The sequence below is a fragment of the Ruegeria sp. BA12 genome (assembly GCF_056539625.1).
Genome location: NZ_JBQFVF010000010.1, coordinates 100,860 through 127,179, shown reverse-complemented (window position 1 = coordinate 127,179; position 26,320 = coordinate 100,860). Strand labels below are relative to the sequence as shown.

The 26,320-nt window shown below is 58.4% G+C and carries 27 protein-coding genes; 14 read left to right on the top strand and 13 right to left on the bottom strand.

Features of this window, described 5'->3' with window-relative positions:
• Positions 1-185 precede the first annotated feature (185 nt).
• The 10 genes from ACR0B0_RS17375 to ACR0B0_RS17330 all read left to right on the top strand — a co-directional run bounded on the left by ACR0B0_RS17375 (position 186) and on the right by ACR0B0_RS17330 (position 11,264).
• Positions 186-1,178: a TauD/TfdA family dioxygenase gene (locus ACR0B0_RS17375; RefSeq protein WP_254429609.1), complete on the top strand. Its 993-nt coding sequence runs from the start codon at positions 186-188 to the stop codon at positions 1,176-1,178.
• Between the two features lie 71 nt (positions 1,179-1,249).
• Positions 1,250-2,635, top strand: coding sequence for a trypsin-like peptidase domain-containing protein (locus ACR0B0_RS17370; RefSeq protein ID WP_480648893.1), 1,386 nt, complete (start codon positions 1,250-1,252; stop codon positions 2,633-2,635).
• 3 nt (positions 2,636-2,638) lie between these two features.
• Entirely contained in the window at positions 2,639-3,949 is a 1,311-nt protein-coding gene (locus ACR0B0_RS17365; RefSeq protein ID WP_170553330.1) for a replication-associated recombination protein A, read from the top strand.
• Positions 3,950-4,058: 109 nt separating this feature from the next.
• The gene (locus ACR0B0_RS17360; protein WP_480648891.1) at positions 4,059-5,102 is read left to right on the top strand and encodes an RluA family pseudouridine synthase; all 1,044 of its coding nucleotides are present in this window, start codon (positions 4,059-4,061) and stop codon (positions 5,100-5,102) included.
• A complete protein-coding gene (locus ACR0B0_RS17355) occupies positions 5,099-5,770 on the top strand; it encodes an HAD-IA family hydrolase (protein WP_480648889.1) in 672 nt (223 codons plus the stop codon). Before ACR0B0_RS17360 ends, ACR0B0_RS17355 begins: the two co-directional genes overlap by 4 nt.
• Positions 5,771-5,774: 4 nt before the next feature.
• Positions 5,775-6,482, top strand: coding sequence for an ATP12 family chaperone protein (locus ACR0B0_RS17350; protein ID WP_170362249.1), 708 nt, complete (start codon positions 5,775-5,777; stop codon positions 6,480-6,482).
• Positions 6,483-6,690: 208 nt separating this feature from the next.
• Entirely contained in the window at positions 6,691-7,710 is a 1,020-nt protein-coding gene (locus ACR0B0_RS17345; protein ID WP_170351661.1) for an amino acid ABC transporter substrate-binding protein, read from the top strand.
• A 124-nt stretch (positions 7,711-7,834) separates the two neighbouring features.
• Positions 7,835-9,103, top strand: coding sequence for an amino acid ABC transporter permease (locus ACR0B0_RS17340; protein WP_170351660.1), 1,269 nt, complete (start codon positions 7,835-7,837; stop codon positions 9,101-9,103).
• A 1-nt stretch (position 9,104) separates the two neighbouring features.
• Positions 9,105-10,460 carry an amino acid ABC transporter permease gene (locus ACR0B0_RS17335; protein WP_480637976.1) on the top strand — a complete coding sequence of 452 codons (1,356 nt, stop codon included), beginning with the start codon at positions 9,105-9,107 and terminating at the stop codon, positions 10,458-10,460.
• Positions 10,461-10,472: 12 nt separating this feature from the next.
• A complete protein-coding gene (locus tag ACR0B0_RS17330; protein WP_058283489.1) occupies positions 10,473-11,264 on the top strand; it encodes an amino acid ABC transporter ATP-binding protein in 792 nt (263 codons plus the stop codon).
• 45 nt (positions 11,265-11,309) lie between these two features.
• Here ACR0B0_RS17330 and ACR0B0_RS17325 read toward each other — a convergent pair whose 3' ends face one another.
• From ACR0B0_RS17325 to argB, 3 genes are read right to left on the bottom strand one after another with little or no spacing between them, the layout of a single operon-like run.
• Positions 11,310-11,807, bottom strand: coding sequence for a SixA phosphatase family protein (locus tag ACR0B0_RS17325; RefSeq protein WP_480648887.1), 498 nt, complete (start codon positions 11,805-11,807; stop codon positions 11,310-11,312).
• Complete coding sequence (locus tag ACR0B0_RS17320) at positions 11,804-12,481, bottom strand: ferredoxin (RefSeq protein ID WP_480648885.1); 678 nt, start codon at positions 12,479-12,481, stop codon at positions 11,804-11,806. Before ACR0B0_RS17320 ends, ACR0B0_RS17325 begins: the two co-directional genes overlap by 4 nt.
• Positions 12,482-12,499: 18 nt before the next feature.
• On the bottom strand, positions 12,500-13,363 hold the full coding sequence (gene argB, locus ACR0B0_RS17315; protein ID WP_170362244.1) for an acetylglutamate kinase: 864 nt from the start codon (positions 13,361-13,363) through the stop codon (positions 12,500-12,502).
• Positions 13,364-13,480: 117 nt separating this feature from the next.
• On the opposite strand from argB, the gene ACR0B0_RS17310 reads away from it, so the two are divergent.
• Positions 13,481-14,206 (top strand): SDR family NAD(P)-dependent oxidoreductase, encoded by a 726-nt coding sequence (locus tag ACR0B0_RS17310; RefSeq protein ID WP_480648883.1) that lies wholly within the window; start codon positions 13,481-13,483, stop codon positions 14,204-14,206.
• Between the two features lie 83 nt (positions 14,207-14,289).
• Here the strand turns inward: ACR0B0_RS17310 and ACR0B0_RS17305 are convergent, their stop codons facing one another.
• The 7 genes from ACR0B0_RS17305 to ttcA all read right to left on the bottom strand — a co-directional run bounded on the left by ACR0B0_RS17305 (position 14,290) and on the right by ttcA (position 21,965).
• Positions 14,290-15,693 carry a PepSY-associated TM helix domain-containing protein gene (locus tag ACR0B0_RS17305; RefSeq protein WP_480648881.1) on the bottom strand — a complete coding sequence of 468 codons (1,404 nt, stop codon included), beginning with the start codon at positions 15,691-15,693 and terminating at the stop codon, positions 14,290-14,292.
• 66 nt (positions 15,694-15,759) lie between these two features.
• Positions 15,760-16,128: a DUF2946 domain-containing protein gene (locus tag ACR0B0_RS17300; protein WP_480648879.1), complete on the bottom strand. Its 369-nt coding sequence runs from the start codon at positions 16,126-16,128 to the stop codon at positions 15,760-15,762.
• The gene (gene yihA / locus ACR0B0_RS17295; RefSeq protein ID WP_480648877.1) at positions 16,125-16,778 is read right to left on the bottom strand and encodes a ribosome biogenesis GTP-binding protein YihA/YsxC; all 654 of its coding nucleotides are present in this window, start codon (positions 16,776-16,778) and stop codon (positions 16,125-16,127) included. Before yihA ends, ACR0B0_RS17300 begins: the two co-directional genes overlap by 4 nt.
• Complete coding sequence (locus ACR0B0_RS17290) at positions 16,775-17,512, bottom strand: MOSC domain-containing protein (protein ID WP_480648875.1); 738 nt, start codon at positions 17,510-17,512, stop codon at positions 16,775-16,777. Before ACR0B0_RS17290 ends, yihA begins: the two co-directional genes overlap by 4 nt.
• Positions 17,509-19,332: a membrane protein insertase YidC gene (yidC, locus tag ACR0B0_RS17285; protein WP_480648873.1), complete on the bottom strand. Its 1,824-nt coding sequence runs from the start codon at positions 19,330-19,332 to the stop codon at positions 17,509-17,511. Before yidC ends, ACR0B0_RS17290 begins: the two co-directional genes overlap by 4 nt.
• A gap of 123 nt (positions 19,333-19,455) precedes the next feature.
• Positions 19,456-21,000, bottom strand: coding sequence for a putative bifunctional diguanylate cyclase/phosphodiesterase (locus tag ACR0B0_RS17280; protein WP_480648871.1), 1,545 nt, complete (start codon positions 20,998-21,000; stop codon positions 19,456-19,458).
• Between the two features lie 71 nt (positions 21,001-21,071).
• Complete coding sequence (ttcA, locus tag ACR0B0_RS17275; protein WP_480648869.1) at positions 21,072-21,965, bottom strand: tRNA 2-thiocytidine(32) synthetase TtcA; 894 nt, start codon at positions 21,963-21,965, stop codon at positions 21,072-21,074.
• 112 nt (positions 21,966-22,077) lie between these two features.
• Here ttcA and ACR0B0_RS17270 point away from each other — a divergent pair, with 112 nt between their 5' ends.
• Entirely contained in the window at positions 22,078-23,022 is a 945-nt protein-coding gene (locus tag ACR0B0_RS17270; RefSeq protein WP_480648867.1) for an alpha/beta hydrolase, read from the top strand.
• A 28-nt stretch (positions 23,023-23,050) separates the two neighbouring features.
• On the opposite strand, the gene yidD is transcribed toward ACR0B0_RS17270, so the two are convergent.
• Genes yidD through rpmH form a run of 3 tightly spaced genes read right to left on the bottom strand, consistent with a single transcriptional unit; the run spans position 23,051 to position 23,869 of the window.
• Positions 23,051-23,287, bottom strand: a complete 237-nt coding sequence (gene yidD, locus ACR0B0_RS17265) for a membrane protein insertion efficiency factor YidD (RefSeq protein ID WP_170351646.1) — start codon at positions 23,285-23,287, stop codon at positions 23,051-23,053.
• Positions 23,284-23,709, bottom strand: a complete 426-nt coding sequence (gene rnpA, locus ACR0B0_RS17260; RefSeq protein ID WP_480648865.1) for a ribonuclease P protein component — start codon at positions 23,707-23,709, stop codon at positions 23,284-23,286. Before rnpA ends, yidD begins: the two co-directional genes overlap by 4 nt.
• 25 nt (positions 23,710-23,734) lie before the next feature.
• Positions 23,735-23,869 (bottom strand): 50S ribosomal protein L34, encoded by a 135-nt coding sequence (gene rpmH, locus ACR0B0_RS17255; RefSeq protein WP_005980833.1) that lies wholly within the window; start codon positions 23,867-23,869, stop codon positions 23,735-23,737.
• Positions 23,870-24,165: 296 nt separating this feature from the next.
• Here rpmH and ACR0B0_RS17250 point away from each other — a divergent pair, with 296 nt between their 5' ends.
• Together ACR0B0_RS17250 and ACR0B0_RS17245 are read left to right on the top strand one after the other, a co-directional pair.
• Positions 24,166-24,897 carry a TVP38/TMEM64 family protein gene (locus tag ACR0B0_RS17250; RefSeq protein ID WP_480648905.1) on the top strand — a complete coding sequence of 244 codons (732 nt, stop codon included), beginning with the start codon at positions 24,166-24,168 and terminating at the stop codon, positions 24,895-24,897.
• Between the two features lie 4 nt (positions 24,898-24,901).
• Positions 24,902-26,320, top strand: a complete 1,419-nt coding sequence (locus ACR0B0_RS17245) for a dihydrolipoyl dehydrogenase family protein (protein WP_480648863.1) — start codon at positions 24,902-24,904, stop codon at positions 26,318-26,320.

Genomic DNA, 26,320 nt, shown 5'->3' with positions numbered 1-26,320 from the left:
CCACCTGTTTGCAGGCGGACAGTACAGGTCTATCGTCTAACTAACGTCATTTCCGGCGATTTACGGCAATGAAAAACCATCTTTCCCGCGTTATCCTGAAAAATATGTGTGGAGTACAGATGATGACGGAAATATCCGAGATCCCCAGTGAATTCACAGGACCTTCCGCTTGGACCGGACAACAGATGAGCGCTCGCGAGCATGAATGGATTGTCGACCTTTCGCCCGAGGACATCGCCGATCTTGAACAAGCTGCCCGTCACTATCTGAGCTTGGGGCGCGACATCGGGGAAATTTCAAAAGCGGATTTTCCGTTACAACGGTTTGACGGCCATCTGCAACATCTGCGCGACAAATTGATCAATGGGATCGGATTTGAGGTAGTCCGGGGCCTTCCGGTGCAATCGTACACGCAAGAGATGGCAGCGGCTATTTTCTGCGGGGCGGGGGCACATCTGGGGTCTGCCCGCTCACAGAACGCTCAGGGCCACATTCTAGGGCATGTCCGTGACATTGGCGCGGATGCCAATGACCCGAACACGCGGATTTACCAGACCCACGAGCGGCAGACCTTTCACACGGACAGCGCCGATATCGTCGGGCTGCTATGTTTGCGTGACGCCAAAGAGGGCGGGGATTCACTGTTGGTCAGTGCCGAAACCATCTATAATCGAATGCGTGCCGAGTGCCCCGACCTGCTGCAGCGTTTGTTCGACCCCATCGCGACCGATCGCCGGGGCGAAGTGCCGGAAGGCATGCAACCATTCATGACGATCCCTCCATTTTGCTGGCACGACGGCAAGCTCACCGTGTTCTACCAGCGCCAGTATATCGATAGCGCGCAAAGGTTTCCTGATGCCATGCGCCTGACACCCGACCATGTCGCGGCTTTGGACAGGTTTGATGCGTTAGCAAATGATCCAGAAATGTACCTGACCATGCGGCTGCAACCCGGAGACATGCAGTTCGTTTATAATCATTCTCAGCTGCATGACCGGACAGGGTTCACCGACTGGCCGAACCCGGACGAGCGGCGTCATCTGTTCCGACTTTGGTTATCCCCCGAGGGAGACCGCGAATTGCCTGAGGTGTTCAAGCAGCGCTACGGAACCATTGATGTTGGCAATCGCGGCGGGATCATTACCAAGGGTACGCGGTTGAACGCTCCTCTTAACTGACTGTCACCGGAAGCTTGCATTACGTTTCGCGCGGGCGCATATCCAACGCAACTCTGCAAGTTGAGGTCTATATGTTCCGCGCGACACTTATCGCTCTTTCCTTCGCATGCGCCTCGGTAGCCACTGCGGACACCCGCGTGCCGCAATCACAAGCCGAGATATCGTTGGGTTTCGCCCCGGTGGTCAAAGAGGCCTCACCGGCGGTCGTCAACATCTATGCTAAGATCGTGCGGCAGGGGCGGGCCAACCCGTTTTTCTCGGACCCGTTCTTTCGGGATTTCTTTGGCGGCGGCACGGCCGAGCCGCGCCCGCGAGTGCAGAACTCGCTGGGGTCCGGCGTAATCCTTTCGCAGGATGGTTACGTCGTTTCGAACTACCATGTGGTTGGTACTGCCACGGAAATTCGCGTGGTGACGACGGATCGGCGGGAGTATTCGGCCCAGGTGGTACTGGGTGACAAGGAAAGCGATATCGCCATTTTGCGCCTGCAAGAGGCTGACGATCTGCCGTTCCTGGAACTGCGCGACTCCGATCAAGTCGCGGTGGGGGAACTGGCGCTGGCCATCGGCAACCCGTTCGGGGTGGGACAGACCGTGTCGTCGGGCATCATCTCAGGGCTGGCCCGGACCGGGGCTGCGACCGGCAACGCGCGCGGTTATTTCATCCAGACGGATGCGGCGATCAATCCGGGAAACTCGGGTGGGGCGCTGATTGACGTGAACGGGGATCTGATCGGGATAAATACGGCCATTCTGACCCGCTCGGGCGGATCAAACGGCATTGGATTTGCGATCCCGGCCAATTTAGTGGCCGAGTTCCTGCGGCAAGCGCAGGAGGGTAATGACCATTTCGTCAGCCCTTGGGCGGGAATGGCAGGTCAGCATATGAGCGCTGATATCGCCGAGTCGCTGGGTCTGGTGATCCCGTTGGGCGTGGTAATCTCAGACCTGCACCCCCTTAGCCCGCTTGCCGATGCAGGGCTGCGCGTCGGTGACGTGGTGACCCACGTAGACGGGGATGAAGTGAACTCTCCGGCCGAGATGAAGTTCCGCATGTCGGTGGCGGGTGTCGGCGGCACATCGGTTTTGACCCGGTTGCGCGGCGAGGAAAGCTCGGATCTGGAAGTAGCCCTTGTCCGGGCACCTGAGACCCCGTCAGCCGACGAGACCACGCTGGATGACCAGACAGTCATGCCTGGGTTGACGGTCTCACGCGTTAATCCGGCGGTCATCACGCGGCTGGGGCTGGTGCTGTCGCAAACCGGCGTTGTTGTGGTGGACGCAGACCGATACGGAGGGCGGTCTGGGCTGCGTGTGGGTGATGTGGTTAATAGCATCAACGGCGCGCAGATCGACCACCCGCAAGACATAGTCGATGCGCTGACCGATCCGGGGCGCAGGTTGAATTTTGACATCCTGCGCGGTGGCCGTTCGGTTTCCCTGCGGTTCCGGTTGTAACGCGTGAGCGATCTGTTCGACACCGGGGCCGCCGCGCCCGCACCGCCTGCGCATCGGCCGCTGGCGGATCGGTTGCGGCCGCAAGCGCTGGCTGAGGTAATCGGGCAGGCTCAGGTCTTGGGTCCGGAGGCACCGCTGGGGGTCATGCTGGCTTCGGGCAGCTTGTCCAGTCTGGTGTTCTGGGGGCCGCCGGGGGTGGGAAAAACAACCATCGCGCGGCTGCTGGCGCAGGAAACCGATCTGCATTTCGTTCAGATCAGCGCAATTTTCACTGGCGTGCCGGACCTCAAAAAAGTGTTCGAAGCCGCCAAGATCCGCCGCCAGAACGGGCAGGGCACGCTGCTGTTCGTGGATGAGATCCACCGTTTCAACAAAGCCCAGCAGGACGGGTTCCTGCCCCATATGGAGGATGGGACGATCCTGCTGGTTGGGGCCACGACCGAAAACCCGTCCTTTGAGCTGAACGCGGCTGTGCTCAGCCGGGCGCAAGTGCTGGTGCTGGAACGGCTCAGCCTGACCGATCTGGAACGGTTGACCCAAAGGGCCGAGAAAGAGCTGGACCGCGCATTGCCGCTGACCGGGCCTGCCCGTGAGGCGTTGCAGGAAATGGCCGATGGTGACGGGCGTGCGCTGTTGAACCTGATCGAGCAGATCGCGGCGTGGAAGGTCGATGCGCCGCTGGACCCGGATGCGCTGTCGACCCGGTTGATGCGGCGTGCAGCAAAATACGACAAATCGGGGGATGAGCATTACAACCTGATCTCAGCCTTGCACAAATCGGTCCGCGGGTCAGATCCGGACGCTGCCCTTTATTGGTTCGCGCGGATGCTGACGGGGGGCGAAGACCCGCGATATTTGGCGCGGCGGATCACCCGGATGGCGGTTGAGGATATCGGTCTGGCCGACCCGCAGGCACAGGCGATCTGCGTGCAGTCATGGCAGACCTATGAACGGCTGGGCAGTCCCGAGGGGGAACTGGCCTTGGCACAGGCGCTGGTCTACCTGGCCCTGGCCCCCAAATCGAACGGCGCTTACGTCGGTTACAAGGCGGCGATGCGGCTGGCCAAGCAATCGGGCAGCGAACCACCTCCCAAGCATATCCTGAATGCGCCGACCTCGTTGATGAAGGATCAGGGCTATGGCGCGGGCTATGCCTATGACCACGATGCCGAAGATGGCTTTTCGGGTCAGAACTATTTCCCTGACGGTATGGACCGGCCTGAACTGTATCAGCCGGTCGAACGTGGGTTCGAACGCGAGTTGAAAAAGCGGCTGGATTATTTTGCCAAGCTGCGGGCCCAGCGCAACGGGTAAGGTCGGCTTGACTCTTGCGGTGCAGCAGGCCACAGACGCGCATGTTTTCTAGGACACGAACAGACAGGCTTAGCGCGCGGACACGTCGCGCGACGCAGGGGATATCGGCATGAGCGGCGTACAGATGATCACCGTGGCAGAAGGTGACGGCGACCAGCGGTTGGACCGGTGGCTGCGCCGCCTGTTTCCCCATGTCAGCCAGGGGCGCATCGAAAAGATGTGCCGCAAGGGCGAGCTGCGGGTTGAAGGCGGGCGGGTGAAAGGCTCGACCCGGCTTGAGGCTGGTCAGGTCGTTCGTGTACCGCCTTTGCCCGATGCCGATCACAAACCTGCCGAGGTCAAACATCGTATTTCGGACGCCGACGCCAAGATGATCCAGTCCTGCGTCATCTATCGCGATGATGACGTTCTGGCGCTGAACAAACCCCAAGGCCTGCCGGTGCAGGGCGGCAGTGGCCAGACGCGCCACGTTGACAGCCTGTCCGAGGCGCTGCGGTTTGGATATGACGAGAGCCCCCGCCTTGTGCATCGGCTGGACAAAGACACCTCGGGCGTATTGCTGATGGCGCGCACGCGCGAGGCGGCCAAAGGGCTGACTACCGCCTTCCGTCACCGCGATACGCGCAAGATTTATTGGGCGCTGGTCGCCGGGGTGCCGACGCCCTATCTGGGTGAGATCAAGACCGGGCTGGTCAAAGCCGCAGGCCACGGCAAGCACGGTGAGGGTGAAAAGATGATCCCCGTGCATCTGAACGAAATCAATGACACGCCGGGCGCGAAAAGGGCGCACACGCTCTATGCCACGCTTTACCGGGTGGCTGGGCGCGCTGCATGGGTGGCGATGGAGCCGATCACGGGCCGCACGCATCAGCTGCGCGCGCATATGGCCGCAATTGGGCATCCCATCATCGGCGATGGCAAATACGGCGGCTCAGGTCAGGAAAACCTTGGTGACGGGTGGGGCGCGCAACTGGGCGGTATCATCAGCAAGAAATTGCATCTGCACGCACGGCAGGCTTCGTTCCAGCATCCCACCACGCGCAAGACCATCACCATTACTGCGCCATTGCCGGATCACATGAAACACAGCTGGGACACCTTTGGTTGGACCGAGGATCTGGCCGCCGATGATCCCTTCGAGGAACTGCAATGAGCGCACCGCTGCGTTTGGTGCTGTTCGATGTGGATGGCACCCTTGTCGATAGCCAGGGCAGCATCGTCGCGGCGATGACCGCCAGTTTTCGGGCGCTGTCCCTACCGGTGCCTGACCGCAACGCAATTCTGTCCATTGTTGGTTTGTCCCTGCCCAACGCGATGGCACAACTGGCGCCAGAACATTCGGACAGTGATCAGCAGTGCCTGGTCGAGGGGTATAAACAAGCCTATCACGCGCACCGTCTTGAAAATGGCGCTGCAAGCTCTCCTCTCTATCCTGGCGCGCGGGATGCCATTGAGGCGCTGCACGCAGTGCCTGAAGTATTGTTGGGCGTGGCCACCGGTAAGTCCCAGCGCGGGCTGGACGCACTGATCGAGGCGCATGGGCTGGAGCGGTATTTCGTGACCCGGCAGGTTGCGGATCACCACCCGTCGAAACCGCACCCTTCGATGATCGACACCGCGCGCAGTGAAACCGGGGTGGACGCGGCCAACACGGTCATGATTGGCGACACAAGATTCGACATGGACATGGCCCGCGCCGCCGGGGTGACGGGCATCGGTGTCAGTTGGGGCTATCACGACCGGTCCGCTTTGGACGGTGCGACCTGTGTAATTGAAACCTTTGACCAGCTGCCGCAAGCGCTGGACGATATCTGGACCTGACAACATGAGCGATTGGAAACCCAAGCGATTTTGGACCGAAAGTGCCGTGGTCGATGCCGAAGGGGGATTCACTGTCGAATTGGACGGACGCCGGGTGAAAACTCCGGCTAAGGCAGCCTTGATCCTGCCCACACATGCTATGGCCGAACAAGTTGCCGCTGAATGGGACGCGCAGGAAAAAGAGATCGACCCGCGAGTCATGCCATTCACACGGTCGGCCAACGCTGCCATCGACAAGGTCCACCATCAACACGCCGAGGTTGCGGACATGTTGGCCGATTATGGGGATTCGGATTTGCTGTGCTACCGCGCGGCGCACCCGCAAGAGTTGCAAAAACGTCAGGCCGAGCAATGGGACCCGGCCCTGGACTGGGCGGCCGAGGTGCTATCTGCGCGGCTGTTGCCCGTGGCTGGTGTGTTGCATCAGCCGCAATCGGAAACAGCTTTGAACACCCTAAAGCTGCGTGTTCATCAGCTTAACGATTTTCAACTGGCCGCATTCCATGATCTTGTCAGCTTGTCAGGCTCGCTTGTCCTTGGTTTTGCGACTGCTCTGAACTGGCGCAATGTTGAAGAAATCTGGCAAATGTCCAGGCTGGATGAAATTTGGCAGATTGAGCAATGGGGCCACGACGATGAGGCATTTGACGTAGCGGAAACCAAAAAGGCGGCCTTTTTGCACGCAAAAAGATTTTTTGACCTCTCGATTTGATCCCTTACAGCCTGATTTTCCAACGTGGAACGAGTCATCTTTGAATTGACTCATCGTTTTCCCTGATCCGGGCCTTGACGTTTGTTTATGAATACGCCCAAACTCGTGCCCACTAAAGGGGAGACACCTTTGGGGAAACCTTTCTGGTGCCAAAGGTGCCGGACAGAGCCGTCTCTGGATAGGGACGGGAAATCAGGAAGAGGTAAAAATGAAAAAATCCGTAATCTTGGGCGTGGCAACCATCGCCGGCCTGGCTGCTGGTGCGGCTGCGGCGGGGACTGCTGATGATGTCAAGGCGCGCGGCAAACTGAACTGTGGCGTGGCGACCGGTGTTCCCGGCTTTGCCAGCCCGGACGCCAATGGCGAATGGCAGGGCTTTGACGTGGCCGTGTGCCGCGCCGTTGCAGCCGCCGTTCTGGACGATCCGACCGCTGTAGAATTCATTCCGACCACCGGTAAGACACGCTTTACCGCGCTGGCTTCGGGCGAGATCGACATGCTGGCCCGCAACACCACTTGGACCTTCAGCCGCGACGTCGACCTGAAGTTCGAATTCGTCGGCATCAACTATTATGATGGTCAGGGTTTCATGGTTCCCAAGGCTCTGGGCGTCAGCTCGGCCAAGGAACTGGACGGCGCGACGGTCTGCATCCAGACCGGCACTACGACCGAGCTCAACCTGGCGGATTTCTTCCGCATAAACAACATGAGCTATGAGCCGGTTCCGATCGAAACCAACGCCGAAGCGCAGCAGCAGTATCTGGCTGGTGCCTGTGACGTCTATACCACCGACGCATCTGGCCTGGCGGCAACTCGTGCCACCTTTGAAAACGCTGGTGATCACGTGATCCTGCCCGAAATCATCTCGAAAGAGCCGCTGGGCCCGCTGGTCCGTCATGGCGATCACGAATGGGGCGATGTGGTCCGCTGGACCCTCAACGCACTGATCGCGGCGGAAGAGCTGGGTGTAACCTCGGCGAACATCGACGAGATGTCCAGCGGTGCCACCGACAACCCAGAGGTAAACCGCCTGTTGGGTACCGAAGGTACGCTGGGTGAGATGCTGGGTCTGGACGCGAACTGGGCACAGCGCGCGATCAAAGTCGGCGGCAACTATGGCGAAGTGTTTGCCAAGAACATCGGTGAAGAAACTCCGATCGGTCTGGCACGCGGCCTGAACGCTCAGTGGACTGATGGCGGTCTGCTTTACGCACCGCCCTTCCGCTAAAAACCACGGAAAAGGGCGCGGGGCAACCTGCGCCCTTTTTCCTTCCATAAGAAACACGCCCGGAACGATCTGAGCAGAAGCAAACTCTGCCATAAACCGGGATGCACGGGGAAAAACATAGGTCATGACGACACTCACTGACCCGCCGAAGGAGCACTTCCGGCTGTCCATGCTCCTTTACGATACGCGGTACCGATCTGCGACCATTCAGGTCATAGCGATGATCGGTTTCATGCTTCTGGCAGCCTGGATTATCAACAACACCATTCAGAACCTCGAAACACTGGGCAGAACAGTCGGGTTCGATTTTTTTGCCGAACCGGCCAGCTATGACATCAACCAGCGTCTGCTGGAATACGACTCGCGCGATACCCATCTGCGTGCGGCGTTCATAGGCCTGCTAAACACGCTGGTTGTCGCAGTTCTGGGCTGTATCACGGCAACGATCATTGGCGTTATGGTCGGTGTTTTGCGCCTGTCGAATAACTGGCTGATCGCGCGGATCATGACGGTTTATGTCGAAATGTTCCGCAACGTGCCAGTGCTGCTTTGGATCGTGTTCGCCATGGCCATTCTGATCGAAAGCCTGCCGGCACCGCGCGCCTTCCGGGGTGAAAACCCAGAAGCCACTATGGATCTGTTCGGCACAGTCGCTGTGACCAATCGCGGGGTCTATATCCCCGAATTCCTGTTTTCGCGCGGGTTGGGAGATATTCACTTGTTCGGCACGTCGAGCCTGCGGTTCGATGTTTCGCTGGACCTCATCGCCTTCCTGATCGTTCTTGGCGGCAGCATCTTCGCAATGCGCAAAGTGTCGGCCTGGGCCAATGCGACGCAGGAAAAGACGGGTGACCGTCCGACCATCTGGCACATCCAGCTGGGCTTGCTGTTCGTTCCGTCGATTATTCTGCTGACGGTGCTGGGCTTTCATTTAGGCTACCCTGAGTTGAAAGGCTTTAACTTCACCGGTGGCACCCATATGCGGAACTCGTTGATCGCGTTGTGGCTGGCCCTGTCGCTGTACACTGCGGCTTTCATCGCCGAGATCGTTCGCGCCGGTATTCTGGCAATTTCGAAGGGTCAGACCGAGGCCGCATCCGCACTGGGTCTGCGCCCTGGCCGGACCATGCGTCTGGTGATCCTGCCGCAGGCGTTGCGGGTGATTATCCCGCCGATGATCTCGAACTATCTGAACCTGACCAAGAACTCGTCGCTGGCGATCGCGGTCGGATATATGGACATCACGGGTACTTTGGGTGGCATCACCATGAACCAGACCGGCCGCGAGCTGGAATGCGTTCTGCTGCTGATGCTGGTCTATCTGTCCATCTCGCTGAGCATTTCGGCGGTGATGAACTGGTACAACAACCGTGTCAAACTGGTGGAGCGGTAATATGAGTGATGTTTCATTTGTCCGCACGGAAATGTTGCCGGAGCAGGCACCACCCGCATCCGAGGTCGGTGTGCTGGGATGGATCAGGCATAACCTGTTCTCAAGCTGGCTCAACGCCATCCTGACCATCATCTCACTGTTCTTCATCTACTATGTGCTGTCCAACATCCTGTCATGGACGTTCGAATCCGTATGGAATGCCAATTCTCTGTCGGAATGTCGCGAGATCATGATGGCGACATGGGGTGATACTCATGGCCATGCCTGCTGGGGTGTTATCAAGGACCGGTGGCTGCAATTGCTGTACGGGTTCTATCCGCCTTATCCGGCGCATCCGGACGCGACGTGGTCTAACCCACCTGAATCGGGCGGCTGGCCGGCCTATTTCCGGCCGAACCTGACCTTCATCCTGTTGCTGGTTGCTATTGCGCCGGTGTTGTTCACCAAAGTGCCGCGTAAGCTGTTGTTCGTAACGGCGGCCTATCCGTTTCTGCTGCCTTGGCTGATGTGGGGTGGAAGCATTTGGGGGCCGCTGATGGTCGCTGCTGGGTTCGCCATTGGGTACTTTGTATACAAGCTGGCGCTACCCGCCGCAGGTTCCTTGATGGCGCTGATTCTGGCGATTGGATTGCCGATACTCTGGTGGTTGTTTGCCTCTGGACCGGTTGCTGTTGCGATCGATTCAGTGATTCCCGTTGGTATCGCGCCGGTCGAAAGCCGCGACTTTGGTGGCTTTATGCTGGCAATCTTGTTGGGTGTTGTGGCCATTGGTGTCTCGCTGCCAATTGGCATCGTTCTGGCGCTGGGTCGGCAGTCCGATCTGATGATCGTCAAATACCTGTGCGTGGGCTTTATCGAGTTCATTCGCGGCGTGCCGCTGATCACCTTGCTGTTCGTGGCCTCGCTGCTGTTGAACCTGTTCCTGCCGCCGGGAACCAATTTTGACATCATCCTGCGAGTGATGATCATGATGACCCTATTCTCGGCCGCCTATATGGCCGAGGTGATCCGGGGTGGTCTGGCAGCCTTGCCGCGCGGTCAGTACGAAGGGGCCGACAGTCTGGGCCTTAACTACTGGCAGGCCCAACGGCTGATCATCATGCCGCAAGCGCTGAAAATCTCGATCCCGGGCATCGTGAGCACCTTTATCGGCATTTTCAAGGATACCACGCTGGTCTCGATCATCGGTCTTTTCGACGTGATTGGCCTGACCAACGGCATCCGCGCCGATACCGCCTGGAACGGCGTCTACTGGGAGCTGTTCGCCTTTATCGGCGTGCTGTTCTTCGTCGTCTGCTTCTCCATGTCCCGTTATTCCATGTATCTGGAGCGCAAGCTTCAGACTGGCCACCGCTAAGGAGTTCAACACATGTCTGAACTTGCAATTGAACGCGAAATCGACCGCTCGAAGATGCAGGTGAGCGACGAGGTCGCCATCGAAATCACCAACATGAACAAGTGGTACGGGGCCTTCCACGTGCTGCGCGACATCAATCTGACCGTCAACCAGGGCGAGCGGATCGTGATCGCGGGGCCATCGGGGTCGGGCAAGTCCACTCTGATCCGCTGCCTGAACGCGCTGGAGGAACACCAGCAGGGCAGGATCGTTGTGGACGGGACCGAGCTGTCGAATGACCTCAAGAACATCGACAAGATCCGGTCCGAGGTTGGCATGGTGTTTCAGCACTTCAACCTGTTCCCGCACCTGACTATCCTGGAAAACTGCACGCTGGCTCCGATCTGGGTGCGCAAGACGCCCAAGAAAGAGGCCGAAGAGCGTGCGATGCATTTCCTGGAAAAGGTGAAAATCCCTGAACAGGCCGACAAATACCCCGGTCAGCTTTCGGGCGGTCAGCAGCAGCGTGTGGCGATTGCCCGCTCGCTCTGCATGATGCCGCGGATCATGTTGTTCGATGAACCGACATCGGCGCTGGACCCTGAGATGATCAAAGAGGTGCTCGACACCATGATCGAGCTGGCCGAGGAAGGCATGACCATGCTGTGCGTGACGCACGAGATGGGCTTTGCCCGTCAGGTCGCCAACCGTGTGATCTTTATGGATGCCGGTCAGATTGTGGAACAGAACGAACCGGAAGAGTTCTTCAACAACCCACAAAGCGAACGGACCAAGCTGTTCCTCAGCCAGATTCTGGGCCACTGATCCCAGAGAACCGGACGAAAAGGCGGGGTTTTGCCCCGCCTTTTTTCATTCCAGCAGCTCCCGTGGAATGACAAACCCCTGCACGGTGCCGCTGTGCCATCGGACATGCGCCCAGTCGTCGATATCAAACCGGATCACGGTGGTGGCGCAGGTCGGGTAGTCGTGGAACCGGGCGTGGTCTGGTGCCTCCCGGACAATGCGGCTGGCAAAGACGCCGATCCCGGGGTTGTGGCCCAGCATCAGCACTGTGGGTTCTGTCGCCCCTGACAATTCGGTCAGAATGTCTTCGGACTCCGCGTGATAAAGCGCACGGTGAAACGTGATCTTGTCCGCCTGCAGCCCCATACGGTCCCAGGTTTCACGGGTGCGGGTCGATGTTGAACTTAGCACCTCATCTGGCAGCCAGCCGTTTGCGCGCAGCCAACCGGCTATCGCCGGGGCGGATTTGCGTCCGCGTTTGTTCAAAGGGCGATCATGATCCGAAAGATACAAGTCATTCCAACTGGATTTCGCGTGGCGAGTCAGGATCAGGGTGCGGCTCATGACGGGTGAAAGGCCTTCATGTGATGGGCGGATTGCTCAGCATCGCGCCCTGCACCCTCGCTAAGGGGGCAGGACAGCCGCGCCAGACACCCACCTGTCATGCAGGTCTGCCCTGCCGCGGTGGACAGATGAGCGTGACAGGCCCCGACATCATAGAAATTCTGACTGTTCAGGGCGCCGACGGGGCAGGTTTGGGTACAGGGGGCCGGGCAGTTGATGCAAGGAGAGGAGCCGGGAACCTCGGGGATAATGAACTCTTCGGTAAAATGCAGCGCCCCACGGTATGAGATCATCATGCCGACGGTATCATGCACCAGCGCGCCCACCGGGCTGCTGAAGGTACGCCCGGATTTCAGGGCCCAGTCGATGAAGGGTGCGTAGGGCGGGCCGCCGAAGGGAAAATGTGCCTCGGCCCCCATATCGTGGGCCAACTGCCCAACCACGCGCGTTGACCACCGATCAACCGGGTGGTCGCCTGGCCATTCGGGTGCGGATTTCAGCGTGGGCCAGAATGATTTTCCCGCGCCCAACAGGATCAGCGTGCCGCCATCCAATTGTTTGGCGTCGACCCGGTGTGGGTGCAGGGCGCCCATCACGATCAGACCCGCTTGCAGCACCGCATGTTCCACGCGGTCATAGAAGGTTGATGAGGAGGTCGGGGGACGTCCGGTCATGTCTCCTCCGTTGGGTAATTAGTCGGGCCGGATAAGCGAGCCTGCGCCGTGTTCGGTGAACAGCTCCAACAGCACCGCATTGGGCGCACGCCCATCCAGAATGACCACGGCCCGTACGCCGCTGTGCAAGGCATCCAGAGCCGTTTCGGTCTTGGGGATCATCCCACCCGCAATGGTGCCGTCCATGGTCATTTCGCGGATCTGACCGGCTTTCAGCTCGGTCACAACCTCGCCGCCCGCGTTCTTAACGCCCGAAACATCCGTCAGCAGCAGCAGCCGGTCCGCCTTGAGCGCCGAAGCAATAGCCCCGGCAGCAGTGTCGCCATTGATGTTGAAGGTCTCGCCGTTCTTACCTGCGCCCAGAGGCGCGATCACGGGGATCACGTCATGCGCGAACAGGTTATGCAAAATCGCCGGATCCATCTGCGACGGAGAGCCGACAAACCCAAGTGACGGATCGGCCTGATCGCAGATCATCAGGTTGGCATCCTTGCCCGACAGGCCCACCGCCTTGCCGCCCTGACCATTGATTGCCTGCACGATGCGTTTGTTTACCAGGCCGGACAGCACCATCTCGACCACTTCGACGGTGGCTTTGTCGGTCACACGTTTGCCGTTCACGAACTCCGACTGGATGTTCAGCTGATCCAGCATCGCGTTGATCATCGGCCCGCCGCCATGCACGACCACCGGGTTGACCCCGACCTGACGCATCAGAACGACGTCGCGGGCAAAGCTTTCCATCGCTTCGTCGCTGCCCATGGCGTGGCCGCCCAGTTTGATGACGACGATTGCACCGTCATAGCGTTGCAGATACGGCAATGCGCTGTTCAAAGTGGCAGCGGTGGCGATCCAGTCCCGGTTCATGTCTCGTGTCTTCATATCTTGGTCCTCTTCCTCACGTGTTAGGCGTTTTGGCGGCATAAGCCAAGATCGCTGTTGTGAGTGCAGTCGCCACTGTTAGTGTGCCTGCATGCCCTGAAACAGGAGACACATCCAATGGAGCAAAAAACTCTTATTCTGACGGGTGCTAGCCGGGGCATTGGGTTCGCAACGGTTCGTCGGTTCCATGCCGAAGGTTGGCGGGTTATCACGTGCTCGCGCTCTCCTGTGCCGGATGATTGTCCGTGGGAAGGAAAAGAAAATCATTTGCAGCTGGATCTGAGCGATCCTGCCGAAACGATCAATTCAGTTGGTGTCCTGCAAGAAATGGTCGGAGGCAAGCTACACGCCCTCGTCAACAACGCGGGGGTGTCGCCGAAGGGCCCAGAAGGAGAGCGATTGAATACGCTGGACACCGACCTCATGACTTGGGGGCAGGTGTTCCACGTCAATTTCTTTGCTTCCGTTGTTCTGGCGCGCGGCTTGAAAGAGGAATTGGCCGCAGCCCGTGGATCAGTCGTTAACGTGACATCCATTGCAGGCGCGCGCGTACATCCGTTTGCAGGCGCGGCCTACGCTACATCCAAGGCGGCGCTGGCAGCGCTGACGCGGGAAATGGCACATGACTTCGGCCCAATGGGCGTGCGGGTGAACGCAATCGCACCTGGTGAGGTTGAAACCGGAATCCTCAGCCCCGGTACCAATAAAATAGTGGAAAATCTGCCACTTGGACGGTTAGGGCAGCCTGAAGAAGTCGCAGCGGCGATCTATTTCCTGTGTTCTCAGGAAAGCTCATACATCTCGGGGGCGGAAATCGAGGTGAATGGGGCACAGCACGTATAGGACATTGGCGGACGCTGCCAAACCCAGACAGCGGAAACATCGGGATAGATCGGGCCGCACCGATGCGATGCGGCCCGGATTTGTCAGCTCAGGACTTTTTTCATCACCGGGATATTGCTGACCAGCAGAAGGTCAAAGACCAGCACCGCCAGCAATGTCAGACCCACCAGCGGGAAGGCCATCGCGGTGAACAGACCGATCACAACAGCCCCTTTCCACAGCGGCATTTCCGCAGGCATTGGCGGCGCGGCCAGTCGCCCCGCACTCTGTGGCCGCCGTTTCAGCCACATCACCACGCCCGAGACGCAAGCAAAGATGACCGACAGGCAGAACACGACGTTCAGGATAAAGTTCCACGTCCCCATCAGCCCCATGTGAAACGGAATGCCAACAGCCATGGACTTCCCCATCAGCGAATAATCCTGATACCGCACATCGGCCAAGATCTTGCCGGTATACTGATCCACATGAACGGTGCGGTCGTTTGCCGGATCGGTCGAGTCGCTGCTCATGCTGTCGCGGTTCAGGGTCCAGACGCCCTCCTCGCCGTTGGGATACGCGACGCGGAAGCGTCCTGACATGTCCAGCGCCACTCCCAACGCCACCAAGGCATCGATATCCACCGGCGTGCCTTGCGGTACGCCATCAATCCCGGCCTCAGAACCCGAGGCGGGCATCGGCGTTTGCTCTAGCGCCCAGGGAACGTCGTTTTGGTGCCCGTGGTTCATGCTGGCGTGGATATCGTCCGAGAGGGGCACGTTGTCCCATTTCTCGGCGGGGAAGCTGCTCCAGGGTTGTACGATCATTCCACCCCAGACACCGGCCCAGGAGAGGCCCGAGATCAGAAAGACAACCAGCAGCCCGGACATCCAGAACCCGATCACGGCATGTAGAGATTTCCACAAAGCACGGCCTCGCGTGCGCAGGTTGGGGACAAATGCAGCCATGGCGTTGCCGCGTGGCCACCACATGTAAAGACCGGTGAAGACCATCAGCAGGCTCAGACCGGCAGCGATTTCAATGATGCGATCCCCGGTTGTCCCGATCAGCAGGGTCGAGTGAATATTGTCCGCCAGATCGTACCAGCCCGCGCGACGATCCCAGATTTGCAGGACCTCTCCGGCATAGGGGTCGACGGCAATAAGGCGTTGGCTTGCCTCGGTTTTGATACGAAACACGGTGGCCAGATCGGCGGCTTTCGGGCCAATCCATTCGACGACTGTGCCGGGGAGTTCGGTTAGCGCGACCTCGGTCTGTTGCGATATTGGCAGGGCGGTTCCCTGAACTTCGACCGCAATTTTTTCGCCATCGCGACCGTCATATTGGGTGATGAGCATCATCATCAACCCGGTGACGGCCAGAATGATCAGGAAGGGGATAACGAAAATCCCCGCATAGAAATGCCACCGCCAGGCGGCGAAGTAGAACTTTTGCGCAGCAATGTTTTGCGCCGGGGTGTCCCCCAGGGTTTGGCTATCAAATGCCATAGTGTTCTCCGGATTCGAAAATTGCCCCGCGCAGCGTATGCGCGGGCTCTCAGATGTTGAGGTGAATCAGGAGAAGACGGGAGGCGCCCGCGCGTCATAACGGGCATAGAACCCGGCGCTGCGATGGGTAAAGTCGTGATGGACCCAGCGCGGCTGGATCGTTGCCTCGAAAGGCATGGTGTCCCCGACGGTGGTCAGGGTGAAATCAGCGGTCAGCCCCGCGAAGGGGCACATCGCGCGCTCGTCAGTGTCGTCGTGTATGGGATCGTTCGGGTTCAGATCGACCCATTGCTCGACCGTGCCTTCGCCGGTGCAGAGAACCAGCAACACCTTGCCGTCATTGCCCATTGTGGGCATCCAGCCCTGAGGAATCACACCGGTCAGCAACAGCGCCAGTGTGGTCAACAGGGCAAAGAGACGAAGCGGCAGAGTCATTCCAGATGCGCGATGATCGAGCGCAAGGTCGGAATGCCATCGCCTTTTTCGGACGAGGTCAGCACGATTTCAGGAAAGGCCGCAGGATGTTTCGACAATGCGCTGCGCACTTGTTCCAGCACCTTTTCGCGTTCTTTGGCTTTGATTTTGTCTGCCTTGGTCAGGACGCATTGAAAAGTCACAGCGCTGGTGTCCAGCAGCTTCATGATCTCGGCATCCACCGGCTTTACCCCATGGCGCGCGTCGATCAGGACAAAGGCCCGGCGCAAGGTCTGACGTCCGCTCAGGTACTGTTTCAGCAACCGCTGCCACTTTTCCACCACCTTCACTGGCGCATTGGCGTAGCCATAACCGGGCAAGTCGACCAGATATAGTTCGGGGCCTTGAGTGAAGAAGTTGATCTCTTGCGTGCGGCCCGGAGTGTTCGACGCGCGCGCCAGTCCCTTGGTGCCCGTCAGCGCGTTGATCAGGCTGGATTTGCCCACATTGGAACGGCCGGCAAAGCAAACCTCAAGCCGATCCGGCGCAGGTAGGCCATCCATGGCGACCACGCCCTTGACGAATTCAGACTCGCCCGCAAACAATTTGCGTCCGCGCTCCAACGCGAATTCATCGGGGTTTTCGGCTAAAGGAAACGGGAGGGGGCTCATAACAATTCTACCTTATCGCCAACCGAGATTGCGCCGCCTTCAAGAACTTCGGCATAGACGCCGAAATCCTGGTGACCCCAGGTTTCAAGTGCGCCCAATGTATCGGTATCGCGTACACCTGTGTCAGGGTTGGCTGTGGTTGCCAAACAGCGGGTGATGCGCTCGCGTACGCGAAGCACGGCCTCGCCGATCTGAACCTCACGACCCAGCCAGTCGAATTCTTCCCACAAGGGCAGGCCGTCGAACCAGATGTTGCCTCGCCAGCGGCGCACCGACAAATCTTGAGCCAGCTTTTGTCCGACCGCACGATGCGATGCCAGGTTGCATAGGCTGATTGAAGGGAAATCACTGTCGGTCATCCCGCGCCCTGGAACCCGAATGATCCGTGCCGAGGCCGCGCGGTTTGCGGGCATTAGGGGCCGGACCCAATCCAGAAACGCCTGTTGCTCACTGTCTGGGGCAAAGGTCAGGTCCGGGCGATCCGGGTGGGACAACGTCAGTGTGTCGCCGTTTGATTGCGTTGAAATCGCCATCAACTGTGGTGCTTTTGCGCCGCGACTGAAGTTGGCGCAAGGGACCCATTTTGAACCATCCGCTTTGGATGCCTCATGCGCAACCGCCCAAACGCGATCCCCGGGCATGGTCTGCCCGGGGGTCACATTTATGGTTTCGACGGCTTCGCGACCATGGCTTTTGATCGGATGCCGCCAAAGCTGGGTCACTTCAGCTGTCATTTATCATCCGTTTTCGGCGTGCGCTTGAAGCTGGACTTAATGTTGCCGAACACGTCCGGCTTAAAGCCTTGGCTGCGCATGATCAGGTACTGCTGGGTGAACGTGATCGTGTTGTTCGCGATCCAGTAGACAACCAGACCACTCGCAAAGCTGCCCAGCATGAACATGAAGACCCACGGCATCCAAGCAAAGATCATCGCCTGCGTCGGATCGGTTGGCGCCGGGTTCAGCTTTTGCTGCAGCCACATCGAGATACCCAGCAACAGCGGCAGGATACCAATAAAGATCAGCGCCATGATCGAGTCGGGCTGCGGACCGGCAAACGGCAGCAGTCCAAACAGGTTCATGATCGAGGTCGGGTCCGGCGCGCTGAGATCCCGGAACGGGCCAAACCATGGCGCTTGACGCAGTTCAATGGTGACGAAGATCACTTTGTACAGCGAGAAGAAGATCGGGATTTGCATCAGGATCGGCAGACAGCCTGCGGCGGGGTTCACCTTTTCCTTCTTGTACAGCTCCATCATGCCTTGCTGCATCTTCTGACGATCATCGCCTGCTGCCTCTTTCAGGGCTTCCATCTGCGGCTGAAGCTCTTTCATCTTTGCCATCGAGACGTAGGACTTATACGCCAACGGGAACAGGATTGCCTTGATGATCAGGGTCAGGCCGATGATCGACCACCCCATATTGCCGATCAACGCGTTGATATTGTGCAGCAGCCAGAAGATCGGTTTGGTCAGGAAAAAGAACCAGCCCCAGTCGATGCTGTCGATGAATTTCTGTACACCTTCCGACTGATATTCGCGGATGGTTTCCCATTCCTTAGCACCTGCGAACAGCTGTGTGGTGACCTCTTCGGTAGCGCCGGGGGCGACCGTCAGGGTCGGCAGCACTGTTTCGGTTTGGTATATCTTGCGGCGTTCGTCGTATTTTGCTGCGGCCTTGAACGGTGTTCCCGGTTCCGGGATCAGTGTGGTCATCCAATAGTGATCGGTAAATCCGATCCAACCGTCTTCTTTGACCTGATAGACCTCGGCTTGCGCGCGTTCGTTCGGGTCGATATCAAAATCGCGGACATCGCCATAGTCAATCTCGGCCAGCGTGCCGTCGGCCATGCCGATCACGCCTTCATGCAGGATGAAAAAGTTCTTCAGACCGGGCAGATCGCCATCCTCGCCAATGCCGTGGCGGGCCAGGATGCCATAGGGGGCCATGCCAACCTCGGCCTGGGTATTGTTTTCTACCGACTGGGTGACCGTAAACATATAGTTTTCGTCCACCGAGATCATGCGGCGGAAGGTCAGACCTTTGTCGTTTTCCCATTTCAGTGTGACCGGAGCGTCGACGTCCAGCGTTTCGCCGCTTTCGACCGTCCACAACGTGTTCGGGCCGGGCACATCCGCGCCTGCCACACCGGTTCCCGGCGCCCAGCCATAGAGAGCATAATAGGCCGAGTCCGAGCCAACCGGAGACAGCAATTCGACAATCGGTGCCCCTTCTTCGATCGAGACCTTGTAGTCTTTCAGGAACAGCTCATCGATCCGTCCGCCCGACAGCGACAGACTGCCCTTCAGCCGGGGGGTGTCGATTTCAACCCGTGGGGCTTGCTCTTCAGGCAGGGTTTCTTCTGCGGCCGCCGTCGCCTCACCCACAGTACCTGCGGCGCTGGGCGTCTGAACCTCATTACCCTCGGCGGTGGCAATCTCAACCTCGTCTGGTGTGAGTGTCTGCTCCGGCGGGGGAAACAGCACGAACCAAACAAGGATCACGATAAAGCTGAGCACGGTTGCAAGGATGAGATTCTTGTTCTGATCGTCCATCGGGGACAGCCACCTTAAGCAGTGAAACACACCCGGTGGGTTCAACAGAGTGCAAGCCCAAAGGTCAAGCGGATTCGCCCGTCATTTCCTTTTGGATCGCGTTTCTGTGGCGTAAATCAGCGATTACGGTCCTGTCTTGCGCCCGATCTTCGGCATTCCGTTGACCTTGTTCTGATGTGCCGCGATCCAATTCAGCGTCTTTTCAAAGGGCATTGGCTTGCCAATTCCGAACCCTTGAACATGATCGCACCCCAATTGCGCCATCAAGGCATGCTCGCCCTGGGTCTCAACCCCTTCGGCCAGCGTTTCGACATTCAGCTGCTCGGCCATCGTCAGTATTGCGCTGACCAGTTGTTGCTGGCTGGCGTCGCGATCTGCCTTGGCGACGAAAGAGCGGTCAATTTTGATCCGCGAAACATCAAAGCGCTTGATCGAAGCAATAGATGCGTGGCCGGTGCCGAAATCGTCCAGATCGATGCAGCACCCCAACTTGGCCATGCTGGTCACGTTGCGGGTAATCACATCGTCGGGGCGGCGCGAAACCACGGTTTCCAGAACTTCCACCGCCAACCTGTCCGGTGTCAAATCATTCTGGTCCAACTCCCATTTCAGGCGGTCGATCAACGCTGGATCGCGGAGTTCTTCAGATGAGAAATTCACGCCGATCCGGGGAACCACGACCGATGCGCGATCCCAATCGCGCATCGCGGCGAAAGCTTGGTGCCGCATCGCCTGACCGAATTTCTCCATCAACTCGGCCTGCTCAGCGAACGGCAAGAATACCTGTGGACTTAGTACACCCTTTTGCGGGTGTTCCCAGCGGGCCAGAGCCTCGAAACCCGTAACGCGACCTGTGTCGGTTGAGATTTGTGGCTGGAACCAAGGGCGTATCTCACCATTGTCGAGCGCGTCTTCAAATTCTTTGCGAAGATTGGCGCGAATGCGTGAGCGACGCTGTGTTTCGCTGGAAAACGCGCGAATGGTCGACGGCCCGTTCCGCTGCGCCTCGCCCAAGGCGGCTTTTGCGGCGTCGACCCAATCCTCGTACTGATCCTTAGGGCCGCTGCTCAGCAGGCTGAATCCGATTGAACAGGAAACGTAGACACCAGCACCGTTGAGCGTAAAGGGTTCTTCAACGACAGCCTGAATGCGCCCCGCCATCTGAATGCAGGCCTCCAGATCCAATTGCTGGGATGGATGCAGGCCGATTGCGATTTTGTTAGGTTCCAGGCGGGTCGCGATATCCTGTGTTCGGATAACAGAAAGAATGCGGCTGCCAAATTGATTAGTCAGATGATTTGCCGCCGAATTGCCGTGAAGATCGAGAAAGTCGGAATAATCATCCAGGGCGATTAGAAGGCAAGCCGAATCCGCACCATCGGTTACTGCCTTTTTGAACATGCCTTCCAGCTCGTTGTAAAAGCTGTCTACCGCCATCATGCCACCAGGCGGGTTGCGCCGCTGAAGCTGCCTGTTGGCGCGGGCGTCAAAGGTGGCCGCGCCTGCGAATATCAAGGGTAAAACGAGGGCGGCAACCACCAATGCCCGTTCCCCGCCAATCCAGAACGCCGCCAAACTGATGGCGGGCACAAAGGCCAGCGCGGCAGGGCCACTCAGAACAGAAGCAAGAGCATCAAGAACGCGTTCGAATTTGATATGTTTCCACATCGGATTTCTGGGCCTCTACGTTTGGCAAAGCACGTATTGGGCAACCGTAGAAAACCAATCTGAGTCAGACGTTAACGCAGCTGAGGAATCTCGTCCGAATTTTCGTCTTTTTTGCCAGTGTTTAGCGCAAGGTTGGCGAAATCGAACAGTTTTGAGTCCAACAGATGCGACGGTCGCGCATTGGTCAGTGCCCGAAACATCACTTGGCGTCGACCGGGACTGTTTCTTTCCCACTGATCCAGAATCTGTTTCACCTGCTGACGCTGCAAGCCGTCCTGGCTGCCGCATAAATCGCAGGGGATGATCGGATAGTTCATCGAGGTGGCGAATTTCTCGCAATCGGTCTCGGCCACGTGTGCCAGTGGGCGGAACACGAACAGATCGCCTTCTTCGTTCACCAGTTTCGGTGGCATCGTGGCCAGACGCCCGCCGTGGAAGAGGTTCATGAAGAACGTTTCCAGAATGTCGTCCCGATGATGGCCCAGAACCACGGCTGAGCAACCTTCTTCGCGGGCGATCCGGTACAGGTTGCCCCGGCGCAGGCGTGAACACAGGGCGCAAAACGTACGGCCCTGCGGAACCTTATTTACAACGATGGAATAGGTGTCTTGATATTCAATGCGGTGAGGCACGCCCATGCGTTCCAGAAACTCGGGCAGGACCGTGGCGGGAAAACCAGGCTGACCCTGATCCAGATTACAGGCCAACAGATCGACCGGCAGCAACCCGCGCCACTTTAGTTCATAGAGAACCGCAAGCAGGGTATAGCTGTCCTTGCCGCCCGACAGGCAGACCAGCCAACGGGGCGGTTTGCCGTCCTTGTCATGGGCGGACGGGTCCACCATTCCGTAATGCTCAATGGCTTCACGGGTCTGGCGTACGATGCGTTTGCGCAGCTTCTTGAACTCGGTGGTCGAGGGCGCGCCAGCAAAGAGCGGGTGGATATCGTCAGTTTCGTCAAACATGCGCCGTGGTTACAGTCGATATGGCAAGCGAGCAAGCGTGATAAGCCGGATTGTAGATTTTGGGGCATTGTTGACCTGTGATAAAAGGGCGTCATTTATCGAGGAGATTATTATGGACTATGCCTTTGTTGCCCGCGGCAAAAGCGGAAACGGCTTTTCTAACGAGCCTGCAGCCAGCCATTTTCTGGAAATTCCGGAAAGCGCGGATGATATGATGCTGTCGCACAAGATCACAAAGCGAGAATGGCGCGACAAGGTCATATTGGCCGCTCAGGGTGGTACGACGAACCCTTATACCGAGGGTGACATCGTGTTCTACGTGCATGGGTTCAATAACTCTCAGGCGGAAGTTCTTGTGCGGCACCGCAAAATCAAAGCAGGGCTAAAAGAACACGGCTTCAAAGGCGTTGTTGTGAGCTTTGACTGGCCCAGTGCGGATTCGGCCTTGAATTACTTGGAGGACCGGATGGATGCCAAGCAATCGGCCTTCCGGCTGGTGAGGGACGGCGTCGCGATGTTTTCTGAGATGCAACGACCAGAGTGTCGGATCGACTTGCACGTACTGGCACATTCGATGGGCAGCTATGTGGTGCGCGAGGCATTTGATGATGCCGATGACCGAGCCCGAATTGCCAGCAAAAGCTGGTCAGTCAGCCAGGTTATGTTGGTGGCTGGAGATCTGTCTGTCAAATCGCTTGATCCGGAGAGCTCCAAGTCTTCATCGCTTTATCGTCACTGCGTACGACTGACGAATTACTACAATACAATGGATGACGTACTGTCGATATCTGCGGTCAAACGGATCGGGGTTGCACCAAGGGTTGGGCGGAGTGGTATGAACAGGCCGCTGCATAGCAAGGCCGCCAATGTGTATTGCGCGGCGCGCTTTAAACAAGGCGGTTTTGACGGCGGTATCAATTCCGGACACACGTTTTACTTTGATGACCCGGTATTTCTTGAAGACGTGTTCCACACCATTTCTGGCAAGTTGGACCGCGAGGAAATTCCGACCCGTACACACACGACGCAGGGCAACCTTGCTTTAAGGCCGAGTTAAGACCGCTATTCTTTGAAACACGTCTGCTCTAGTCTTTTGGTTTTTGCTCTGGAACCGGGTCATACCCGTCACCACCCCAAGGATGGCAGCGCCCGATCCGCCGGGCGGTCAGCCACGCGCCTTTGATGGCGCCGTGCTTTTCCAATGCTTCCAGCGCATAGGCCGAGCAAGTGGGCTGATAGCGGCAATTGAAGCCAACCCAGGGGCTGAACACCAGCCGATAGGCCCGAACGGGTAGGGCAAAGATATGAGACAGCAGAGTCATTTCCGCGCACTGTGAATTTTGCGCAGGGCATAGCGCAGATCATCCAGCAAAGCTTCATACGGGCGCGCGGCAGTGACCTCGGCGCGGCCGATCAGCACGTAGTCCCAACCATTCTGACCCTGTGCGGGCAGAACCGCGCTGGCAGCTTCGCGCAGGCGCCGCTTGGCGCGGTTGCGCGCCACCGCATTCCCAACCTTCTTGGAACAGGTGAACCCAACGCGAATCCCCGTAGCTTCATCCGCAGCACGTTTTCGCGCCTGCACCATCATGGACGAGGTGCCCTGCCTGCGCGCGCGGGCGGCTTTCAGGAAATCGGATCGCTTCTTGAGAACAGTCAATGTTTCAGGCACGCAAACGGACGCCGCCGGGGGCTTGACCCTCGGCTGGTTCTTACCATCCTCAGGGGCCTCCGGCGGCGTCATGTTCATAACCTGATCGGTGAGCGGTTTATGCGCTCAGCGATTTGCGGCCGCGTGCGCGACGTGCGTTCAGGATCTTGCGGCCGGCCTTGGTGGCCATGCGCGCGCGGAAACCGTGGCGGCGTTTGCGAACCAGGTTCGAAGGCTGATAGGTGCGTTTCATCGCTCCGTCTCCAATCTATGCGGTGGGGTGCGGCGCGGATTCGCCTGGCCCTAGTGTTCGAAGCCCGTCCTCTACTGGGTAGCGGTGGGTAAGTCAAACCCCTAGGTGGGGGTTTTGACGCCTTTTGCAACAATTCTGGTACGGCGTCACGCAAAAGGTTTCAAAATAGCGGTTTTATGGCCTCAAACCCTCACATTACCCGTCATTTGCATCAACGCCGCGTGAGGTCCCTGTTGCATGGGTCCCGCGCGGCGCATGTTGGGGGCAGAATGAAACGCACCAAACCGGACAGCTTGATGAGCGAAACCACCCAGACCCCGCGCAGAGGGCTTGCGCGACACGTACCTTTGCTGGTGATTCTCGCCGTGGCTGCGGTGGGGTTCTTTACGTTGGGCGATTATCTGACGTTCGAGACGTTGCGTGACAACCGCGAAGCCCTTTTGGCGTGGCGGGATGCGAATTATTGGTCCATGGCGGGTGCTTTTGTGGCGATCTACATCGTCATCGTCGCCTTTTCGCTGCCCGGCGCGGCTGTGGCGTCCATGACCGGAGGGTTTCTGTTCGGCCTTTTTGCCGGAACCGTTTTTAACGTATTTGCAGCTACCATCGGTGCATCGGCGATCTTTCTGGCCGCGCGTTGGGGGCTGGGTGAATCCCTGACCGCACGGCTGGAGGCTTCGGAAGGCACCGTGAAAAAGCTCAAGGACGGCCTGCGCGAGAACGAAATCTCGGTGCTGTTCCTGCTGCGTCTTGTGCCGGTTGTGCCGTTTTTTGTCGCCAATCTGGTGCCAGCGCTGGTGGGAGTGAAATTCCGCAACTTCTTGATCACCACAGCGCTGGGCATCATTCCGGGCGGCATCGTGTACACCTGGATCGGTGTCGGTTTAGGTGGCGTGTTCGACCGCGGCGAGACGCCGGATGTCTCGTTGCTGTGGGAACCCTTCGTTATCGGCCCCATCCTGGGCTTGTGTGCGCTGGCCGCGTTGCCGATAGTTATCAAAGCCCTGCGCGGCAAAAAGGACACCTGAACTCATGCAAGAACTGAAGACGGATATCCTGGTGATCGGGGCCGGGTCGGGTGGCTTGTCCGTTGCTGCCGGGGCTAGTCAGATGGGGGCCGACGTCATCTTGCTGGAAGGTCACAAGATGGGCGGTGACTGCCTGAATTTTGGCTGTGTACCTTCCAAGGCGCTGATCGCCAGCGGCAAGACAGCTTATGGGCAGGCCCATGCCGCAGCCATGGGTGTGGTAGACGTGATGCCGCAAGTGGATTATGCGGCTGCCAAGGATCACGTCCGTGACGTGATATCCCAGATCGAACCGATGGACAGCCAGGAACGCTTTGAAGGCTTCGGAGTCAAAGTGATACGCGAATTCGGCAGCTTTGTATCCCCCACGCAGGTGCAGGCGGGCGATCACTTGATCACTGCGCGACGGGTGGTGATTGCCACCGGCTCGTCGCCTTTGGTGCCGCCGATCACGGGTTTGGATCAGGTGCCATATTACACCAACGAAACCATATTCGAGCTGCGTGAAAAACCCGAGCATCTGCTGATCATTGGTGGTGGCCCTATCGGGCTTGAGATGGCACAGGCCCATATCCGTCTTGGTTGCGAGGTGACCGTGATCGAAGGCATGCAGGCGCTGGGCAAGGATGACCCTGACGCGGCGGCTGTTGTGTTGGACACTTTGCGCGCCGAAGGTATAGCCCTACATGAACAGGCGATGGTTGCCCAAATCAGGGACAATAACGGGCTGGTCGATGTCGTGACCGAGAATGGCGATATCTACACCGGCTCGCATCTGCTGATCGCCGCCGGGCGCAAGGCCAATACCGACCGCCTTAATCTGGAAGCCGCCGGGATCGAACCAACCCGTACCGGGATTAAGGTGGACGCCTCGCTGCGCACCACGAACCGTAAGGTCTATGCCATCGGCGACGTGGCGGGCGGGCTGCAATTCACCCATGTGGCCGGGTATCATGCCGGGATCATCATCCGCTCGGCCTTGTTTGGCCTGCCATCCAGGGCAAAAACGACACATATCCCCTGGGCCACCTATACGGACCCGGAGCTGGCGCAGGTCGGCCTGACCGAGGCGCAAGCCCGCGACCAGCATGGCGACAGGGTCGAGACCGCGCGCTTTGACTATCACCATAACGACCGCGCCATAACCGAACGCAAGACGAAAGGCTTCATTAAGGTCATGGTCGTAAAAGGCCGTCCCGTGGGCGCCACAATCGTGGGTCATCAGGCGGGCGAATTGATCAACTTGTGGTCGCTGGCGCTCGCCAATAATCTGAAGATGGGGCAGATCACTGCGATGATTTCGCCCTATCCGACGATCGGAGAGCTTAACAAACGCGTGGCAGGTGCCTATTTCACGCCAAGGCTGTTTGAGAATCAAATGGTTAAACGAGTGGTCGGGTTCGTCCAACGCTGGATACCCTAA

Excerpts from the sequence above, each read along its gene's own strand:
- rnpA (WP_480648865.1), bottom strand. The coding sequence starts at position 23,709 with ATGACGCCGCCGGAGGCCCCTGAGGATGGTAAGAACCAGCCGAGGGTC.
- yihA (WP_480648877.1), bottom strand. The coding sequence starts at position 16,778 with ATGAGCCCCCTCCCGTTTCCTTTAGCCGAAAACCCCGATGAATTCGCG.
- yidC (WP_480648873.1), bottom strand. The coding sequence starts at position 19,332 with ATGGACGATCAGAACAAGAATCTCATCCTTGCAACCGTGCTCAGCTTT.
- ACR0B0_RS17350 (WP_170362249.1), top strand. The coding sequence starts at position 5,775 with ATGAGCGATTGGAAACCCAAGCGATTTTGGACCGAAAGTGCCGTGGTC.
- ACR0B0_RS17320 (WP_480648885.1), bottom strand. The coding sequence starts at position 12,481 with ATGACCGGACGTCCCCCGACCTCCTCATCAACCTTCTATGACCGCGTG.
- ACR0B0_RS17330 (WP_058283489.1), top strand. The coding sequence starts at position 10,473 with ATGTCTGAACTTGCAATTGAACGCGAAATCGACCGCTCGAAGATGCAG.
- ACR0B0_RS17280 (WP_480648871.1), bottom strand. The coding sequence starts at position 21,000 with ATGTGGAAACATATCAAATTCGAACGCGTTCTTGATGCTCTTGCTTCT.
- yidD (WP_170351646.1), bottom strand. The coding sequence starts at position 23,287 with ATGACTCTGCTGTCTCATATCTTTGCCCTACCCGTTCGGGCCTATCGG.
- rpmH (WP_005980833.1), bottom strand. The coding sequence starts at position 23,869 with ATGAAACGCACCTATCAGCCTTCGAACCTGGTTCGCAAACGCCGCCAC.
- ACR0B0_RS17270 (WP_480648867.1), top strand. The coding sequence starts at position 22,078 with ATGGACTATGCCTTTGTTGCCCGCGGCAAAAGCGGAAACGGCTTTTCT.
- ACR0B0_RS17375 (WP_254429609.1), top strand. The coding sequence starts at position 186 with ATGAGCGCTCGCGAGCATGAATGGATTGTCGACCTTTCGCCCGAGGAC.
- ACR0B0_RS17245 (WP_480648863.1), top strand. The coding sequence starts at position 24,902 with ATGCAAGAACTGAAGACGGATATCCTGGTGATCGGGGCCGGGTCGGGT.
- ACR0B0_RS17290 (WP_480648875.1), bottom strand. The coding sequence starts at position 17,512 with ATGACAGCTGAAGTGACCCAGCTTTGGCGGCATCCGATCAAAAGCCAT.
- ACR0B0_RS17345 (WP_170351661.1), top strand. The coding sequence starts at position 6,691 with ATGAAAAAATCCGTAATCTTGGGCGTGGCAACCATCGCCGGCCTGGCT.
- ACR0B0_RS17370 (WP_480648893.1), top strand. The coding sequence starts at position 1,250 with ATGTTCCGCGCGACACTTATCGCTCTTTCCTTCGCATGCGCCTCGGTA.
- ACR0B0_RS17300 (WP_480648879.1), bottom strand. The coding sequence starts at position 16,128 with ATGACTCTGCCGCTTCGTCTCTTTGCCCTGTTGACCACACTGGCGCTG.
- ACR0B0_RS17310 (WP_480648883.1), top strand. The coding sequence starts at position 13,481 with ATGGAGCAAAAAACTCTTATTCTGACGGGTGCTAGCCGGGGCATTGGG.
- argB (WP_170362244.1), bottom strand. The coding sequence starts at position 13,363 with ATGAAGACACGAGACATGAACCGGGACTGGATCGCCACCGCTGCCACT.
- ttcA (WP_480648869.1), bottom strand. The coding sequence starts at position 21,965 with ATGTTTGACGAAACTGACGATATCCACCCGCTCTTTGCTGGCGCGCCC.
- ACR0B0_RS17305 (WP_480648881.1), bottom strand. The coding sequence starts at position 15,693 with ATGGCATTTGATAGCCAAACCCTGGGGGACACCCCGGCGCAAAACATT.
- ACR0B0_RS17360 (WP_480648891.1), top strand. The coding sequence starts at position 4,059 with ATGAGCGGCGTACAGATGATCACCGTGGCAGAAGGTGACGGCGACCAG.
- ACR0B0_RS17325 (WP_480648887.1), bottom strand. The coding sequence starts at position 11,807 with ATGAGCCGCACCCTGATCCTGACTCGCCACGCGAAATCCAGTTGGAAT.
- ACR0B0_RS17335 (WP_480637976.1), top strand. The coding sequence starts at position 9,105 with ATGAGTGATGTTTCATTTGTCCGCACGGAAATGTTGCCGGAGCAGGCA.
- ACR0B0_RS17340 (WP_170351660.1), top strand. The coding sequence starts at position 7,835 with ATGACGACACTCACTGACCCGCCGAAGGAGCACTTCCGGCTGTCCATG.
- ACR0B0_RS17355 (WP_480648889.1), top strand. The coding sequence starts at position 5,099 with ATGAGCGCACCGCTGCGTTTGGTGCTGTTCGATGTGGATGGCACCCTT.
- ACR0B0_RS17250 (WP_480648905.1), top strand. The coding sequence starts at position 24,166 with ATGAGCGAAACCACCCAGACCCCGCGCAGAGGGCTTGCGCGACACGTA.